Annotated in this window: 13 protein-coding genes; 6 read left to right on the forward strand and 7 right to left on the reverse strand. The window is 72.3% G+C overall.

Going from position 1 to position 15041, the window contains the following annotated elements; all coding sequences use genetic code 11:
• Window positions 1-362 precede the first annotated feature (362 nt).
• The gene (locus tag GA0070616_RS11035; RefSeq protein ID WP_425412990.1) at window positions 363-1739 is read left to right on the forward strand and encodes a GGDEF domain-containing protein; all 1377 of its coding nucleotides are present in this window, start codon (window positions 363-365) and stop codon (window positions 1737-1739) included.
• 199 nt (window positions 1740-1938) lie between these two features.
• Here GA0070616_RS11035 and GA0070616_RS11040 read toward each other — a convergent pair whose 3' ends face one another.
• Both GA0070616_RS11040 and GA0070616_RS11045 read right to left on the reverse strand, forming a co-directional pair.
• Window positions 1939-3000 carry an aspartate-semialdehyde dehydrogenase gene (locus tag GA0070616_RS11040; protein WP_091080443.1) on the reverse strand — a complete coding sequence of 354 codons (1062 nt, stop codon included), beginning with the start codon at window positions 2998-3000 and terminating at the stop codon, window positions 1939-1941.
• A gap of 5 nt (window positions 3001-3005) precedes the next feature.
• Entirely contained in the window at window positions 3006-4271 is a 1266-nt protein-coding gene (locus tag GA0070616_RS11045) for an aspartate kinase (protein ID WP_091080447.1), read from the reverse strand.
• A gap of 223 nt (window positions 4272-4494) precedes the next feature.
• On the opposite strand from GA0070616_RS11045, the gene GA0070616_RS11050 reads away from it, so the two are divergent.
• From GA0070616_RS11050 to leuA, 3 genes are all read left to right on the forward strand, one after another.
• The gene (locus GA0070616_RS11050; protein WP_091080452.1) at window positions 4495-5286 is read left to right on the forward strand and encodes a hypothetical protein; all 792 of its coding nucleotides are present in this window, start codon (window positions 4495-4497) and stop codon (window positions 5284-5286) included.
• 83 nt (window positions 5287-5369) lie between these two features.
• Window positions 5370-5936, forward strand: coding sequence for a nitroreductase family protein (locus tag GA0070616_RS11055; protein WP_091090477.1), 567 nt, complete (start codon window positions 5370-5372; stop codon window positions 5934-5936).
• 215 nt (window positions 5937-6151) lie between these two features.
• On the forward strand, window positions 6152-7903 hold the full coding sequence (gene leuA / locus GA0070616_RS11060; RefSeq protein WP_091080456.1) for a 2-isopropylmalate synthase: 1752 nt from the start codon (window positions 6152-6154) through the stop codon (window positions 7901-7903).
• A gap of 97 nt (window positions 7904-8000) precedes the next feature.
• Here the strand turns inward: leuA and GA0070616_RS11065 are convergent, their stop codons facing one another.
• Complete coding sequence (locus GA0070616_RS11065) at window positions 8001-9497, reverse strand: MFS transporter (protein ID WP_091080459.1); 1497 nt, start codon at window positions 9495-9497, stop codon at window positions 8001-8003.
• A gap of 108 nt (window positions 9498-9605) precedes the next feature.
• Between GA0070616_RS11065 and GA0070616_RS11070 the strand changes: the two genes are divergently transcribed.
• Together GA0070616_RS11070 and GA0070616_RS11075 are read left to right on the forward strand one after the other, a co-directional pair.
• Window positions 9606-10262, forward strand: a complete 657-nt coding sequence (locus GA0070616_RS11070; RefSeq protein ID WP_091080462.1) for an HNH endonuclease family protein — start codon at window positions 9606-9608, stop codon at window positions 10260-10262.
• Window positions 10244-10687 carry a hypothetical protein gene (locus tag GA0070616_RS11075; protein ID WP_091080466.1) on the forward strand — a complete coding sequence of 148 codons (444 nt, stop codon included), beginning with the start codon at window positions 10244-10246 and terminating at the stop codon, window positions 10685-10687. Before GA0070616_RS11070 ends, GA0070616_RS11075 begins: the two co-directional genes overlap by 19 nt.
• 48 nt (window positions 10688-10735) lie before the next feature.
• Here GA0070616_RS11075 and GA0070616_RS11080 read toward each other — a convergent pair whose 3' ends face one another.
• The 4 genes from GA0070616_RS11080 to GA0070616_RS11095 all read right to left on the reverse strand — a co-directional run bounded on the left by GA0070616_RS11080 (window position 10736) and on the right by GA0070616_RS11095 (window position 14970).
• Window positions 10736-11839: an ABC transporter ATP-binding protein gene (locus tag GA0070616_RS11080; protein WP_091080469.1), complete on the reverse strand. Its 1104-nt coding sequence runs from the start codon at window positions 11837-11839 to the stop codon at window positions 10736-10738.
• Window positions 11836-12888 carry an ABC transporter ATP-binding protein gene (locus GA0070616_RS11085; RefSeq protein ID WP_091080473.1) on the reverse strand — a complete coding sequence of 351 codons (1053 nt, stop codon included), beginning with the start codon at window positions 12886-12888 and terminating at the stop codon, window positions 11836-11838. The genes GA0070616_RS11080 and GA0070616_RS11085 overlap by 4 nt, the downstream gene beginning before the upstream one ends.
• Before the next feature lie 121 nt (window positions 12889-13009).
• A complete protein-coding gene (locus GA0070616_RS11090) occupies window positions 13010-13969 on the reverse strand; it encodes an ABC transporter permease (protein WP_091080476.1) in 960 nt (319 codons plus the stop codon).
• Window positions 13966-14970, reverse strand: a complete 1005-nt coding sequence (locus GA0070616_RS11095; protein ID WP_091080480.1) for an ABC transporter permease — start codon at window positions 14968-14970, stop codon at window positions 13966-13968. The genes GA0070616_RS11090 and GA0070616_RS11095 overlap by 4 nt, the downstream gene beginning before the upstream one ends.
• Window positions 14971-15041 lie beyond the last annotated feature (71 nt).

Consider the following 15041-nt stretch of genomic DNA (forward strand, 5'->3'; position numbering starts at 1 on the left):
CGAATGTGCCCGGCCGAACGATCATGCGCGGCCGTAAGGTCACGGACGGTGGCCCGACAAACGCGGATGGCGGCCGGACGGTGTCGCGGAGCCGCCCGAATCCGCCCCGGCGACGACCGGCGGGAGTCGTCCGCTCACCGTCCGGCCGGCCCGCTGCCGCCGGCCGGATCAGTGGCCGCAGGTCAGGCCGGCGGGCGACCCACAGGCTGCGTCCACACCCTGTGGATGAAACATGTGTACGAACACAGCCGGGCACCAGCCACGCTGAGTACGCTTGATCGGCGAGTTTCCCCTAGCCGACCTGGAACGACGTGCGAGTGGATCACCAGCGAGTCATCCGTGACGTCACGGTCCGCCTGTCCATGGCGTCGACCGTCGTCGAGGCGTGCCAGTGGACCGTCGCCGCGCTCGCCCGACACACCCCGGCGACGATCTCGGTGCTGTTGGACGTGCACGACCGGCTGCGCTGTGTGGCCGCGACCGGGTCCTGGCAGGTGTTCGCCACCGTTCCACCGAAGGCGGGGATCGTCGGTCGGGTGCACGCCTCCGGGCAGTCCGCCGTCGTCCACGACGTCACCGCCGACCCCGACTACATCCCGGTACGCCCGGACGTCACCGCCGAGGTGTGTGTACCGGTCGCGGCCCCGGCGGGCCGGCCGGTGGGGGTGCTGGACCTCCAGTGGGGCGACCCGACCGGGCCGGAGCCGTGGCGGGGCACGGCCGAGCGGGTGGCCGCCCTGCTGGGGGCCCGGATCGCGGAGCTGGGCGGGCCACCGGCGGAGAGTCGCAGCGAGAAGCTGCTGCGGCATGCCGCCGCGATGACCGACGCGCCGACGCGGTGGGACCTGATGACCGCGGCGATCAGCGCTGCCCGGGACGTGTCGACCCTCTCCGCCGCCGTGCTGGTGCTCGCCGGCCGTCAGGGGCCCCGGCTGGGTGCCCCCACGGTGGCTCCGGGTGATCTGGAGTCACGGGTCCGGGCGGAACTGGCCGCGGCGGATCCGGCGGTGTTGGGCCGGCTGATCGCCCGCGCCCACCGGTACGGGGCGGGCTACACGTTGGGCGAGCCGGGCCACCCGCCGACCGACGACCACGAGCCGCTGGTCCGGGCGGGGGTGTGCACCCTGGTGGCGGTGCCGGTGGGGCCGCCGGACAGCGGTGGCGTGCTGCTGGTCGCCGACGAGCGGCTGCTGCGTCCCGACCCGACCACCGTCAACCTGATGGAGTTGCTGGCCAGCCAGGCGTGGAACTGCCTGGACCGGCTGCGTGCCCTGGCCCGGCTGCGCGAGCAGGCCGCCTCCGACCCGCTGACGGGGCTGCGGCACACGGGGCCGTTCGGCCAGCGGATCGCCGCCGCCACCCCGGGGCGTACGGCGCTGCTGGCGATCGACGTCGACGGGTTCAAGTCGGTCAACGACACGTACGGTCACCAGGCCGGCGACCGGGTGCTGGTCGGGCTGGCGCGGGCCCTGGAGGGGGCGCTGCGGCAGGGCGACGAGCTGTACCGGATCGGCGGCGACGAGTTCGTCGCGGTGATCGAGGTGGGTCTCCCGGAGGAGGCGGTCGGCATCGCCGAGCGCCTCACCGAGGCGGCCCGGCGCACCGGTCGCACCATCAGCGTCGGCGTGGCCCTGGCCGGTCCGGCCGAATCCGCGGAGGCGACGCTGCGCCGCGCCGACCAGGCCCTGTACGCCGTTAAGCGTCGGGGGCGGGACGGCGTCCACCTGGCCGCGTCCTGACCCGGCCGCGTCCTGACCTGACCCTCGCCCGGCCCACGGGTTGCCGCATACGGCGGTATCACGGCCGCCTGACACCGCGACCTGCCGCATGTCGCCGGCGCGCAGACGGGGTCGCCAGCGCGCGGACGGGGGCGGCGACCGAGGCGGACCGGGAACGGGGGCCAGGACGCATGTCGGGGGCCGGGGCGGGGCCGGTACCTCAGCGGCGAGAGAGTTCTCTGGCGAGCAGTTCGGCGATCTGGGCGGTGTTCAGGGCGGCGCCCTTGCGGAGGTTGTCGCCCGTGATGAACAGGTCGAGCGCGCGGGGGTCGTCGAGGGCGCGGCGGATCCGGCCCACCCAGGAGGGATCGGTGCCGACCGCGTCGATGGGCATGGGGAACTCGCCAGCGGTGGGGTCGTCGACCAGGATCACCCCGGGGGCGTTGCGCAGCACCTCGCGGGCTTCCTCGGCGTCGACCTCGGTGGCGAAGACGGCGTGCACCGCGACCGAGTGACCGGTGACCACCGGCACGCGGACGCAGGTGGCGGAGACCTTCAGGTCGGGCAGGCCGAGGATCTTGCGCGACTCGTTGCGCATCTTCATCTCCTCGGACGACCAGCCGTCGTCGGCGAGTCCACCGGCCCAGGGCACCACGTTGAGTGCCAGCGGGGCCGGGAACGGACCCAGCTCGTCGCCGACCGCCTGCCGCACGTCACCGGCGCGGGAGCCGAGCATCCGGTCACCGGCGACCCTGGTGAGCTGGGCGTGCAGGGCGTCCGCGCCGCCCTGCCCCACGCCGGAGGCCGCCTGGTAGGAGGCGAGCACCAGCTCGCGCAGCCCGTACTCGCGGTGCAGTGGGGCGACCGCGACGATCATCGCCAGGGTGGTGCAGTTCCCGTTGGCGATGATGCCGCGCGGGCGGTTGCGTACCTCGTCGGGGTTGATCTCGGTGACGACCAGCGGGACGTCGCGTTCCATCCGGAAGGCGCCGGAGTTGTCGACCACGATCGCGCCCCGCTCGACGGCGACCGGTGCCCACCGGGCGGAGACCTCGTCGGGCACGTCGAACATGGCCACGTCGACGCCGTCGAGGGCCTCCGGGGTGAGCGCCCGGACGGTCAGCTCCTCGCCCCGGCAGCGCACCCGCCGCCCCACCGAGCGCTCGGAGGCGAACAGCCGGATCTCGCCCCAGACGTTGCGCCGCCCGGTGAGCAGCTCGCACATGACGGTGCCGACGGCTCCGGTCGCTCCGACCACGGCCAGGGTGGGCAGCGACGGCACGCGGGCTACCGCCCGGTCCCCGCGTACACCACGGCTTCGGTGTCGCCACCCAGGTCGAACGCCTCGTGGATGGCGCGGACGGCGGCGTCGAGGTCGGTGTCCCGGCAGACCACGGAGACCCGGATCTCGGAGGTGGAGATCATCTCGATGTTCACGCCGGCGGCGCCGAGCGCGGCGAAGAAGCCGGCGGCCACGCCCGGGTGGGAGCGCATGCCGGCGCCGATCAGCGACACCTTGCCGACGTGGTCGTCGTAGAGCAGACCCTTGAACTGGACCGACTCCTGGATCCTGCTGAGCGCGGCCATCGCGACGGGCCCGTCGGTCTTGGGCAGGGTGAAGGAGATGTCCGTGCGGCCCGTGCCCTCGGTGGAGACGTTCTGCACGATCATGTCGATGTTGATCTCCGCGCCCGCGACGGTGTCGAAGATCTTCGCGGCGGCGCCCGGCTCGTCGGGCACCCCGACGATCGTGATCTTGGCCTCGCTGCGGTCGTGGGCGACCCCGGTGATCAGTGCCTGTTCCACGCTGAGGTCCTCCATCGATCCGGTGACCAGGGTGCCGGTGTTGGTCGAGTATGACGAACGGACGTGGATCGGCAACCCCGCGCGCCGCGCGTACTCCACGCTGCGCAGGTGAAGCACCTTCGCGCCGCAGGCGGCCAGCTCCAGCGTCTCCTCGTAGGTGATCTGCGTGATGTGCCGGGCGTTGGGGACGATCCGCGGGTCGGCGGTGAAGATGCCGTCCACGTCGGTGTAGATCTCGCAGACGTCCGCGCTCAGCGCGGCGGCCAGCGCCACCGCCGTGGTGTCCGACCCGCCCCGACCGAGGGTGGTGACGTCCTTGGTGTCCTGGGAGACACCCTGGAAGCCGGCCACGATCACCACCGCGCCCTCGTCGAGCGCGCCCTTGAGGCGGCCCGGGGTCACGTCGATGATCCGCGCCTTGCCGTGCACCGAGGTGGTGATCACGCCAGCCTGCGAGCCGGTGAACGAGCGGGCCTCGTACCCCAGGTTGTGGATGGCCATGGCGAGCAGCGCCATGGAGATCCGCTCCCCGGCGGTGAGCAGCATGTCCAGCTCGCGGCCCGGCGGCAGCGGGCTGACCTGGTTGGCCAGGTCGAGCAGCTCGTCGGTGGTGTCACCCATCGCGGAGACCACCACCACCACGTCGTCGCCGGCCTTGCGGGCGGCGACGATCCGTTCGGCCACGCGCTTGATCCGCTCGGCGTTGGCGACGGAGGACCCCCCGTACTTCTGCACCACGAGTGCCACGACGGTGCGCTCCCTCCCGGTTGCCCTGAGCGTGCCGACGCCGCCGGCACCGGGGCCGGCGGCGCGGGTCAGACGACCTCAGGGTATCGGTCCCGCTTGACCGCCGGGTCAGCAGATCCCACGATCCGGCCCCGGCCAAGCGGCGCGGGTGACGCGCGACACGCCGGGGACGGCAGCCGCTCGGAGGTGCCGCCGAGCCACCGGACGTGGCGAGAATGGCCGGGTGGACGCCCACCTTCGTACCGCCCGACGCCTCGCCGCCCCGCTGGCGTTCGCCGCCCTTGTCGCCGGCTGCGCCGACGATCCGCCCGTGGCTCCTCCGCCCGCGCCGACCCCCGTGTCCGCCCCGGCCGGGGCGGACGCGGCGCGTGACGAGTTGGCCGCCCTGGCCGCCGCCGCGCAGGACCGGCACCTGGTGGCGTCCTACACGCTGAGCACCCCCGGGCAGGCCGACCGGTCGATCGTGGTGACCAGCGCGAACGACGGGAGTTGGCGGGTGGACGTGCCCGGCGGCGCGCTGGGCGGCACGGCCGACATCTCCCTGGCCACCACGGCCGACGGGTTGTTCCAGTGCGCCCTGCCGTCGGCCGCCCGGCCGGAACCGGCGAGCTGCGTGCGCCTGGGCGATCCGGGCGACACCCTGCCCCGCCGCCTCGACCCACGGGTGCAGCACCCCTTCACCGACTGGCTCGACGTGCTCACGGACCGACGGGCCCCGCTGGCCGTGTCTGCCGCGTCACCGCCGCCCGGGGCGGTCGGGTCGTGTTACTCGGTGGAGAGCACCGCGGCCTCCATCAACCCCCCGGTCGACGTGGGCATCTACTGCTATGACGCCGACGGCACGCCGACCGCGGTACGCACGGCGACGGGCACCCTGACGCTGGCCGGACCGCCCGCCCCCGCACCGACGTCGGTGCGGCTCGCCGGGCCGGTGGTGGACGGCGAGCCGTTGGGCCCGGAGTCCCCCTCGCCGCCAGCGCCGACCGAACCCACGGGAGCACCGGGAACGCTCTGAACAACCATCCGTTACGGGTGGCCTTGCCCACATTCGCGCAGCCCCAGCTGGGGGTTAAATCGCCCATACGCGACGCTATGCGGATGATTGACCTCACGCCGCTGCTCGCGTTCCGGTGGAGCCCCCGGTCCTTCGACCCCACGGCCGAACTGCGCCCGGGCGAGGCCACCGCGCTGCTGGAGGCCGCCCGCTGGGCCCCGTCGGCGGGCAACGGCCAGCCGTGGCGGTTCGCACTCGGGCACCGCGACGACGACACGTTCAAACGGATCCTGGTCAACCTGCCCCCGCTCGACCAGCGCTGGGCGGGACGCGCCTCGGCCCTGCTGCTCGCCGCGCACCTCACCCCCGACGGCAGCCCCGGCCGGGCGCACGCGGCGTACGACCTCGGTCAGGCGGTCTGCCAACTGACCGTCCAGGCGACCGCCCTGGGACTGCACGCCCGGCAGGTACGCGACGTCGACCGGCGTGGCCTGCTCGCCGACCTGGAGCTGCCGGCCGACCTGGTGCCGTACGTGGCCGTCGCCGTGGGCCAGCTCGGCGACCCGCTCAGCCTCCCCGCCGACCTGCGGCACCGCGAGACCGGGCTGCGCCGACGGCATCCGCTGGCCGCCCTCCTGGTGCCGTACGCGACTGCGAACTCCGTCTCATAGTCCGGACCAGCCTTCCCACCCCCCGTCTCATCACGTAGTGTCACCCTGTCATGTGGCAGGCGCACCTTCTCCTTGGTCGCCGCGACGGGGCCTGACGGCCGGCACCTCGTCGCGGAGTCGAACCGCGCCGCCCAGCACCTTCCCGGATCTTCCGCTCGGCATCACCGCCGAGTGTCGACTGCTGACGCCACATGACCTCTTGGGAGCACTCCGCCATGGCTCACCCAGCCACCGACGCCGGAACCGACGCGATCGCCCGCCAGCGCCCCAGCCGGATGCCGTACCACCGTTATCAGCCGTACCAGCAGCAGTTCCGCGTCGACCTGCCGGACCGCACCTGGCCGACCCGGCAGGTCGAGGCCGCCCCGCGCTGGTGCGCCGTCGACCTGCGCGACGGCAACCAGGCCCTGATCGACCCGATGTCACCCGAGCGCAAGCGCCGGATGTTCCAGCTCCTGGTGCAGATGGGCTACAAGGAGATCGAGGTCGGCTTCCCGTCGGCCAGTCAGACCGACTACGACTTCGTCCGGCAGCTCATCGAACAGGACCTGATCCCCGACGACGTCACCATCCAGGTGCTGACCCAGTGCCGGGAGCACCTGATCGACCGCACCTTCGACTCGCTGCGCGGTGCCCGGCGCGCGATCGTGCACTTCTACAACTCGACGTCCACCCTCCAGCGCCGGGTCGTCTTCGGGCTGGACCGCGACGGGATCACCGACATCGCCACCACGGGTGCCCGGCTGTGCCGCAAGTACGCGGAGATCCACACCCCGGACACCGACGTCCACTACGAGTACTCACCGGAGTCGTACACCGGCACCGAACTGGAGTACGCCCTGGAGGTCTGCGCGAAGGTCATCGACGTGATCGACCCGACCCCGGACCGCAAGCTGATCGTCAACCTGCCGGCCACCGTCGAGATGGCCATGCCGAACGTGTACGCCGACTCGATCGAGTGGATGCACCGGCACCTGCCCCGCCGCGACAGCCTGGTGCTGAGCCTGCACCCGCACAACGACCGGGGCACCGGCGTGGCCGCCGCCGAGCTGGGCCTGCTGGCCGGCGCGGACCGGATCGAGGGCTGCCTGTTCGGCAACGGCGAACGCACCGGCAACGTCGACCTGGTGACGCTGGGGCTGAACCTGTTCTCCCAGGGCGTCGACCCGATGATCGACTTCTCGAACATCGACGAGATCAAGCGGGCCGTCGAGTACTGCAACCAGCTGCCCGTGCACGAGCGTCACCCGTACGCCGGCGACCTGGTCTACACGGCCTTCTCCGGCTCCCACCAGGACGCGATCAAGAAGGGCTTCGACGCCCTGGCCAAGGACGCCGAGGCCGCCGAGGTGCCGGTCGACGCGCACCCCTGGGCGGTGCCCTACCTGCCGATCGACCCGAAGGACCTGGGCCGCACCTACGAGGCCGTCATCCGGGTCAACTCGCAGTCCGGCAAGGGCGGCGTCGCGTACATCATGAAGACCGAACACCAGCTCGACCTGCCGCGCCGCCTCCAGATCGAGTTCTCCGGGGTGGTCCAGCAGGTCACCGACCACTCCGGCGGCGAGGTCGACCCCGGCGCCATGTGGGAGATCTTCGCCGCCCACTACCTGCTCGACCACCAGCGCGACCCGGCCGTCACCCTGGACGACTACGCCATCGGCACCGCCGAGGGCAAGGTCGAGATCGAGGCGCACGTCGGGATCGGCGGGGACCGCCGGTCACTGGTCGCGGTCGGCAACGGCCCCATCGACGCGTACGCCAACGCGCTGGCGTCGGTGGGCGTGCCGGTACGCGTACTCGACTACCACGAGCACGCGCTGTCCTCCGGCGGCGACGCGCAGGCCGCCGCCTACGTGGAGTGCGAGGTCGACGGCCGCACCGTGTGGGGCGTCGGCGTCGACCCCAACATCGTCAGCGCCTCCATCAAGGCCGTGACCAGCGCCCTCAACCGGGCCCGCGCCTGATCCCCCCGGGGCCCCCGGCGTAGTCCGGGGGCCCCGGGGATCGGCGCTCAGTCGTCGCGGCGGGTGAGGTGGAGTCCGGGGCCCCCGGAACCGGCGGTCAGCCGTCGCGGCGGGTGGGGGTCGACGCCGGAAGGGTCGGGCAGGGCTGGGCGGGCGGAGCCTCGCGGGGTGGACGGCGGATCAGCAGGACGGCCATGGCCGCGCCGGCCAGCAGCAGCGCCGCGCACCAGAGCAGCGCGCCCCGGTAGGCCGAGGTCAGTTCGGCGCGCTGCTCGTAGCCGGTGCCGGACAGGCCGACCAGCAGGGGCAACGCCGCCACCGCCAGCAGGCCCCCGGCCCGCGAGGCGGCATTGTTGAACCCGCTGGCCACCCCGGCGAACCGGTCCGCGACGGCGGCCAGCACCGACGCGGTCAGGGGGGCCACCACCAGCGTCAACCCGACACCGAACAGGGCCACTCCGGGCAGCACGTCCCACCAGTACGACGCGCCCGGCCCGACCTGCCGCAGCAGCAGCAACCCGAGCGCGGCCACCACCGGCCCCACGGTCAGCGGCAGGCGGGGGCCGATCCGCGCCGACAACGCGCCGGCCCGGGGCGAGCCCACCAGCAGCAGCGCGGTCATCGGGAGCAACGCGACGCCGGTGAGCAGCGCCGACCAGCCGACCACGTTCTGCAGGTAGACGGCGAAGAAGAACGTGAACCCGCCCAGCGCGGCGTAGACGAGCACGGTGAAGAGGTTCAGCACCGAGAACAGCTGACTGGAGAACAGTCCGGTGGGCAGCATCGCCGTGTCACCCCGGCGGCGTTCCACCAGCACGAACAGCACGGCGGCGGCCACCCCGACCGACACCGCCACCAGCACCGGCCCCGAGGCGAAGCCCCGCGCGGGAGCGTCGATCAGGGCGTACGTGACGCCCGCCAGGGCGAGCGCGCCGAGCAGCGCCCCGAGCACGTCGAACCGGCGGTGCTCCCGGCCGGGGCCCCGCGTACGGGACACGTCCTCGTCGCGGCTCTCCGGCGCCCAGCGCAACGCGGCCACCACGACCAGCGCGGCCAGCGGCAGATTGAGGAAGAAGATCCACCGCCAGGACAGCGCGTCGATGAGCCAGCCGCCGACGAACGGGCCGAGGGCGGTGGACACCCCGGACAGCCCCGCCCAGGCGCCGATGGCGCGTCCCCGGTCGTCGGGGTGGAAGCTGGCCTGGAGCACCGACAGCGATCCGGGGGTCAGCAGCGCCCCACCGGCACCCTGGAGGAAGCGGGCGGCGACCAGCCAGCTCGTGTCCTGGGCGAGACCGCAGAGCACCGAGGCGACGGTGAACCAGACCACCCCGAGCAGGAAGATCCGCCGCCGGCCGAAGCGGTCGCCCAGCGCCCCGCCCAGCAGCACGAAGGCGGCCAGCATCAGCAGGTAACCGTTGATCGTCCACTGCAGACCCGACACGGTGGCGCCGAGTTCGGCGCCCAGCCGGGGCAACGCCACGTTGACCACGGTGCTGTCCAGGAACACCATGCCGGAGGCGAGCACGGCGGCGGCCAGGGTGCCCCGGCCGGCGGCCGTGCCCATCCGGAGGTTCACGCCAGGTTCGGTCATGGGTACCAATCTTCCGTGCACCATGTGGGAGACGCCACGAAACGCCGAAACCCCGCACGGGTACTGTGCGGGGTCGCCGAAAGCCCGCAAGCTGGAAGGGTGTCGTCTGTGCGTACCAGATCAGGACCTCGCGTCGCGGCCGTCGCGTTCGTCGCGGCGCTGAGCCTCGGCGCAGCCGGCTGCGTTCCGGTGCCGGAGCAGCAGGGGCCGCCACCGAGCAGCGACGGCAACTCGGTGGAGAAGCTGGGCCAGCTCACGGTGGCCGAAGCCGGGTCGATGCGGGGCTACAGCCGGGACAAGTTCGCGCACTGGCGCAAGACGGGCAAGAACTGCGACGTACGCGACAGCGTGCTCCAGCGCGACGGGGAGAACATCAAGCTCTCCGGCTGCAACGTGGTCGGCGGCCGGTGGGAGAGCGCCTACGACGGCCGCAGCTTCACCGACCCCTCCGACGTGGACATCGACCACATGGTTCCGCTGGCCAACGCGTGGCGTTCCGGTGCCGACGAGTGGGACGACACCAGGCGGGGCGAGTTCGCCAACGACACGGACCGGCCGCAGCTCATCGCGGTTTCCGCCAGCTCCAACCGGGCAAAGGGTGACCAGGATCCGTCGCAGTGGAAACCGGCGAACCGGTCATACTGGTGCCAGTACGCCGAAGACTGGGTGACGGTGAAGCATCACTGGCGGCTGACGGTCACGAGCGCCGAGAAGGCCGCCCTCACCGACATGTTGGAGGGCTGCACATGGGCGAACAAGCCGTGACCGGAGCCGGAGACCACCCGAACCCGGAGCAGGCGCCGGACGCCGACGGCACCACGGCAGCGGCCACCGGCAGCCCCGGACCGACCACCGCCGGGATGACCGTGGACGGCGCACCCGCCGGCGGGACCACGGTGCCGGGGGCCGGCATGACCGCCGACGCGGGCGGGGCGACCGGCGCGCAGAGCCGGACGACGGACGTCGTACCCGGCCCCGGCGGGGTGATGACCGACGAGGTGGGCGTGGTCACCGGCGAGTTGACCCTGCGCACCGAGTACGCCGACGGTCAGGTCACGCTCCGGGTGCAGTACAAGGACGCCGACGAGTGGTACGCGGTGACCGGCGGCCGGGCCCCGCTGGCCGACCCGGCCGGGCTGGACGCGGTGCACACCGTCGCCGTCGGCCTGCTGAACCGCCCCGAGGGCTGACGTGCGGCGGCCGGCAGGGGCGGCGACGGGCCACCCCTGCCGGGCCGCTCAGACGAACGAACCCGGCTCACTCGGCGCGGACACCACGCCGGGGTCGTCACCCTCGCCCTCGGGCCGCACGACCTGCCCGGACGTCTTGTGCGGGCGCAGCTCCCCGCTGGCGATGCCCTCGGCGAAGTGGCAGGCCACCCGGCTGCCCCCGATGTCCCGCAGCACGGGCCGCTCGTCGGCGCACCGGGTCGGCTGGGCCCACGGGCACCGGGTGTGGAACCGGCAACCCGACGGCGGGTTGGCCGGCGAGGGCAGGTCCCCGGAGAGCAGGATGCGCTCCCGGCGGTCCTCCACGTCCGGGTCCGGCACCGGCACCGCCGACATCAGCGCCCGCGTGTACGGGTGCAGCGGCTCGGTGTAGAGCCGGTCGCTGGGCGCCTCCTCGACCAACGCGCCCAGGTACATCACGCCGACGGTGTCGGAGATGTGCCGCACCACCGCCAGGTCGTGCGCGATCACCAGGTAGGTCAGGCCGAGATTGTCCTGCAGTTCGTCGAGGAGGTTGACCACCTGGGCCTGGATCGACACGTCCAGGGCCGAGACGGGCTCGTCGGCGACGATCAGTTCGGGGCCGAGCACCAGCGCGCGGGCGATGCCGATGCGCTGCCGCTGCCCGCCGGAGAACTCGTGCGGGTAACGGGACAACGCCCACTGGGGCAACCCCACGGCGTCCAGCGTCTCGCCGATGATCTTCCGTCGCTCGTCCCGGCTGCCGCCGATCCCGTGGGCGTGCAGCCCCTCGGTGAGGATCGACTCGACGTTCTGCCGGGGGTCCAGGCTCGACATCGGATCCTGGAAGATCATCTGCATGCGGCGGCGCATCGCCCGCAGCCGGCCCGCCGGCAGGGTGGTCAACTCGACCCCGTCGAACCGGACCTCGCCGTCGGTGGGCGGAATGAGCTGCAACAACGCGCGTCCCAGCGTCGACTTGCCACAACCCGACTCGCCCACCAGGCCGTACGTCCGGCCGCGCACGATCCGCAGGTCCACCCCGTCGACCGCCTTGACGTGACCGACGGTACGGTCGAAGATCACCCCCCGTCGGATGGGGAAGTGCACCTTCAGGTCGCGTACCTCGACGAGGATGTCGCTCTCGGTCACGGCTTCTCCTCCTCGCGCGGCGCAGGCACCGCACCCGTGGCGGCCCCCGCCTGCCGGGCGGCGGCAGACGGCGGACCCACGGGCGCCGGGTTGACGCAACGGTAGCTGCGCCCCTCGTGGGTGAGCACCAACTCCGGTGGCTCACCCACGCAGGCGTCCTCCCGGCGCGAACAGCGCGGCGCGAAGGCGCAGCCCTCCGGCCAGGGCAGCAGGTCACGGACCGAGCCGGGAATGGGGTTGAGCCGCTCGCCCCGGCCCGCGTCCAGGCGGGGCACCGAACTGAGCAGACCCACGGTGTACGGATGCCGTGGCTCACGGAACAGCGGACGACGCCGGGCCGTCTCCACGACCCGACCGCCGTAGAGCACGTTGATGGTGTCGCACATGCCGGCGACCACCCCCAGGTCGTGCGTGATCATCACGAGCGCCGTGCCGGAGGAGTGCACCAGGTCCTTCAACAGTTCCAGGATCTGCGCCTGGATGGTCACGTCCAGCGCGGTGGTCGGCTCGTCGGCGATCAGCAGCCGGGGCCGGCAGGCCACCGCCATCGCGATCAGGGCCCGCTGCCGCATGCCGCCGGAGAGCTGGTGCGGGTACTCCTTGAGCCGCCGCCTCGGATCGGGGATGCCGACCCGGTCCAGCAGGTCGGCAGCCTCCTTCGTCGCCGCGTCGCCCTTCATCCCCCGGTGCCGGGTCAACACCTCGGTCACCTGGATTCCGATGGGGATCACCGGGTTCAACGACGACAGCGGATCCTGGAAGATCATCGCGACGTCCCGGCCCCGGACGTCCCGGCGGGCCCGGTCGTCGAGTTGGAGCAGGTCGGTGCCGTCGAACACGGCCTTCCCGCCGATCCGCAGACCCGGCTGCTTCGGCAGCAGGCCCATGATCGCCAGCGAGGTCACGGACTTGCCGCAACCGGACTCGCCGACCAGGCCGACGACCTCGCCCGCGTCGACGGAGAAGCAGACGCCGTCGACCGCGTGCACGGCCCGCTGACCACGCCTGCCGAAGGTGACGGAGAGATCGTCGACATCAAGCAGTGCCATGCTGGGCCCGCCTTTCGTTCGCGGCTGCGGGGCTCGCAAGCTCACTCCTCGCACTCACCGGAGCCCGCCTTTCGTTCGCGGCTGCGGGGCTCGCAAGCTCACTCCTCGCGCTCACGGGTACCTACTTCCGCAGTTTCGGGTCGAGGGCCTCGCGCATCGCCTCACCGAGCAGGGTGAAACCCAGCGCGGTGATGATGATGCCGACCGCCGGGTAGATCGCCAGCGCCGGCCGGACCCCCAGGTAGGGCTGCGCGTCCGCGAGCATCACGCCCCACTCGGGCACGGCCGAGTCGGGATTGCCCAGGCCGAGGAAGGACAGCGCGGCGGCCTCGATGATGGCGGTGGCCAACGTCAGCGTGGCCTGGACGATCACCGGGGCGAGCGAGTTCGGCAGCACGTGGGTCAGTGCGATCTTCGACTTCTTCACACCCAGGGAGGTGGACGCGAGGACGTAGTCGCTACCGGCCTGGGAGATCATCGAACCGCGTAGCAGCCGGGCGAACACCGGCACCGACACCATGCCGACCGCGATCATCACAGTGGTCAGGCTCGCGCCGAGCAGGGCGGCGATGCTCACCGCGAGCAGCAGGCTGGGCAGCGCCAGCAGCATGTCGATGAACCGCATCAGGACCGTGTCGACCATCCGGCCCCACCGCCCACCGAGACCCGCCGCGGCACCGGCGACACCGCCGATGAGGGCACCGACGGCCAGACCGATCAGCGTGGCCACCACGCCGACCAGCAGGGTCTGCCGGGCCCCGACGATCATCCGGCTGAACACGTCCCGGCCCTGGTGGTCGTACCCGAACCAGTGGTCACCGGACGGGCCGGGAATGACACCGGGCTTGATCACGCCCTCCCGGATACCCATGGTGTCCGTCGGGCCGTAGGGCACGAGGAACGGTCCGACGAGGGCGACCAGGACGAACACGGTGAGGATGGCGGCACCGACGATGGCGGCCGGGTTGCGGCGCAGTCGGCGGAACGCCTCCTGCCAGAGGCTGACGCCCCGCTCGTCGCGGGCGGTCACCTCGGCGAGCCGGTCGATCTTTTCCTTCTTCTTCGCACCGGTGATCGTCATCGGACCCTCACCCTCGGGTCGATCAGGCTGTAGGAGAGGTCAACGATCAGGTTCACCATCACGTACACCACCGCGATGATCATGATGAAGCCCATCAGCACCGGATAGTCCCGCTGGCTGATGGAGTCGGCGAGGAACGCGCCGATGCCGCTGAACGCGAACACCGTCTCGGTGAGCACCGCCCCCGAGAGCAGTCCGCCGGTGAGCAGACCGACGGAGGTGGCGACCGGGAGCATCGCGTTGCGCAGCACGTGGCGTCGGCGGACCACGCTCTCGGTGAGGCCCTTGGCCTCCGCGGTGCGGACGAAGTCCTCGTTCAGCACCTCCAGCACGCTGGCCCGGGTCATCCGCACGATGATCGCGAGCGGGATGCTGGCCAGCGCGATGCCCGGCAGCACCAGATGCCAGATCGCGTCGGCGGCGGCGTCCCACTCACGGGTCAGCAGCCCGTCGAGGACGAAGAAGTTGGTGATCCGGGTGGCTTCGATGGTCGGGTCCTGCCGGCCGCTGGCCGGGAACCAGTTCAGGTTCTCGGAGAAGATCGCCTTGAGGACGTACGCCAGGAAGAAGACCGGGATGCAGATGCCGATCAGCGACCCGCCGACGGAGGCGTGGTCGAGGAATCGGCCGCGCCGGCGGGCGGCGAGGTAGCCCAGCGGGATGCCGATGCCGATGGCGATCACCATGGCCATCACGGTCAGCTCGACGGTGCCGGGGAAGCGCTGGAGGAACTCGGTGGTCACCTCCCGCTTGGTGGAGATCGAGGTGCCCAGGTCGAGGCGGATCAGCCGCCGCACGAACCGGCCGTACTGGATCAGGATCGGCTCGTCCAGGCCGAGGTTGCGCCGGATCGCGGCGCGCATCTCGGGCGTGCCCCGCTCGCCGAGAATGGCGGTCTCGGGGCCGCCGGGAAGCCGGCGGAGCCAGATGAACAGCAGGATGGAGAGCCCGAACAGCGTGGGTATGAGCTGGAGCAGGCGTCTGACGATGAACCGGAACACGGCGGCCTCGAAGGGGTGCGGAGGGTGGCGGGCGGGCGCCGTGTGGCACGGCGCCCGCCCGTCACAGGTGC

Source organism: Micromonospora nigra (genome assembly GCF_900091585.1).
GTDB lineage: Bacteria > Actinomycetota > Actinomycetes > Mycobacteriales > Micromonosporaceae > Micromonospora > Micromonospora nigra.

Excerpts from the sequence above, each read along its gene's own strand:
- GA0070616_RS11035 (WP_425412990.1), top strand. The coding sequence starts at position 363 with ATGGCGTCGACCGTCGTCGAGGCGTGCCAGTGGACCGTCGCCGCGCTC.
- GA0070616_RS11055 (WP_091090477.1), top strand. The coding sequence starts at position 5,370 with ATGATTGACCTCACGCCGCTGCTCGCGTTCCGGTGGAGCCCCCGGTCC.
- leuA (WP_091080456.1), top strand. The coding sequence starts at position 6,152 with ATGGCTCACCCAGCCACCGACGCCGGAACCGACGCGATCGCCCGCCAG.
- GA0070616_RS11065 (WP_091080459.1), bottom strand. The coding sequence starts at position 9,497 with ATGACCGAACCTGGCGTGAACCTCCGGATGGGCACGGCCGCCGGCCGG.
- GA0070616_RS11075 (WP_091080466.1), top strand. The coding sequence starts at position 10,244 with ATGGGCGAACAAGCCGTGACCGGAGCCGGAGACCACCCGAACCCGGAG.
- GA0070616_RS11085 (WP_091080473.1), bottom strand. The coding sequence starts at position 12,888 with ATGGCACTGCTTGATGTCGACGATCTCTCCGTCACCTTCGGCAGGCGT.
- GA0070616_RS11090 (WP_091080476.1), bottom strand. The coding sequence starts at position 13,969 with ATGACGATCACCGGTGCGAAGAAGAAGGAAAAGATCGACCGGCTCGCC.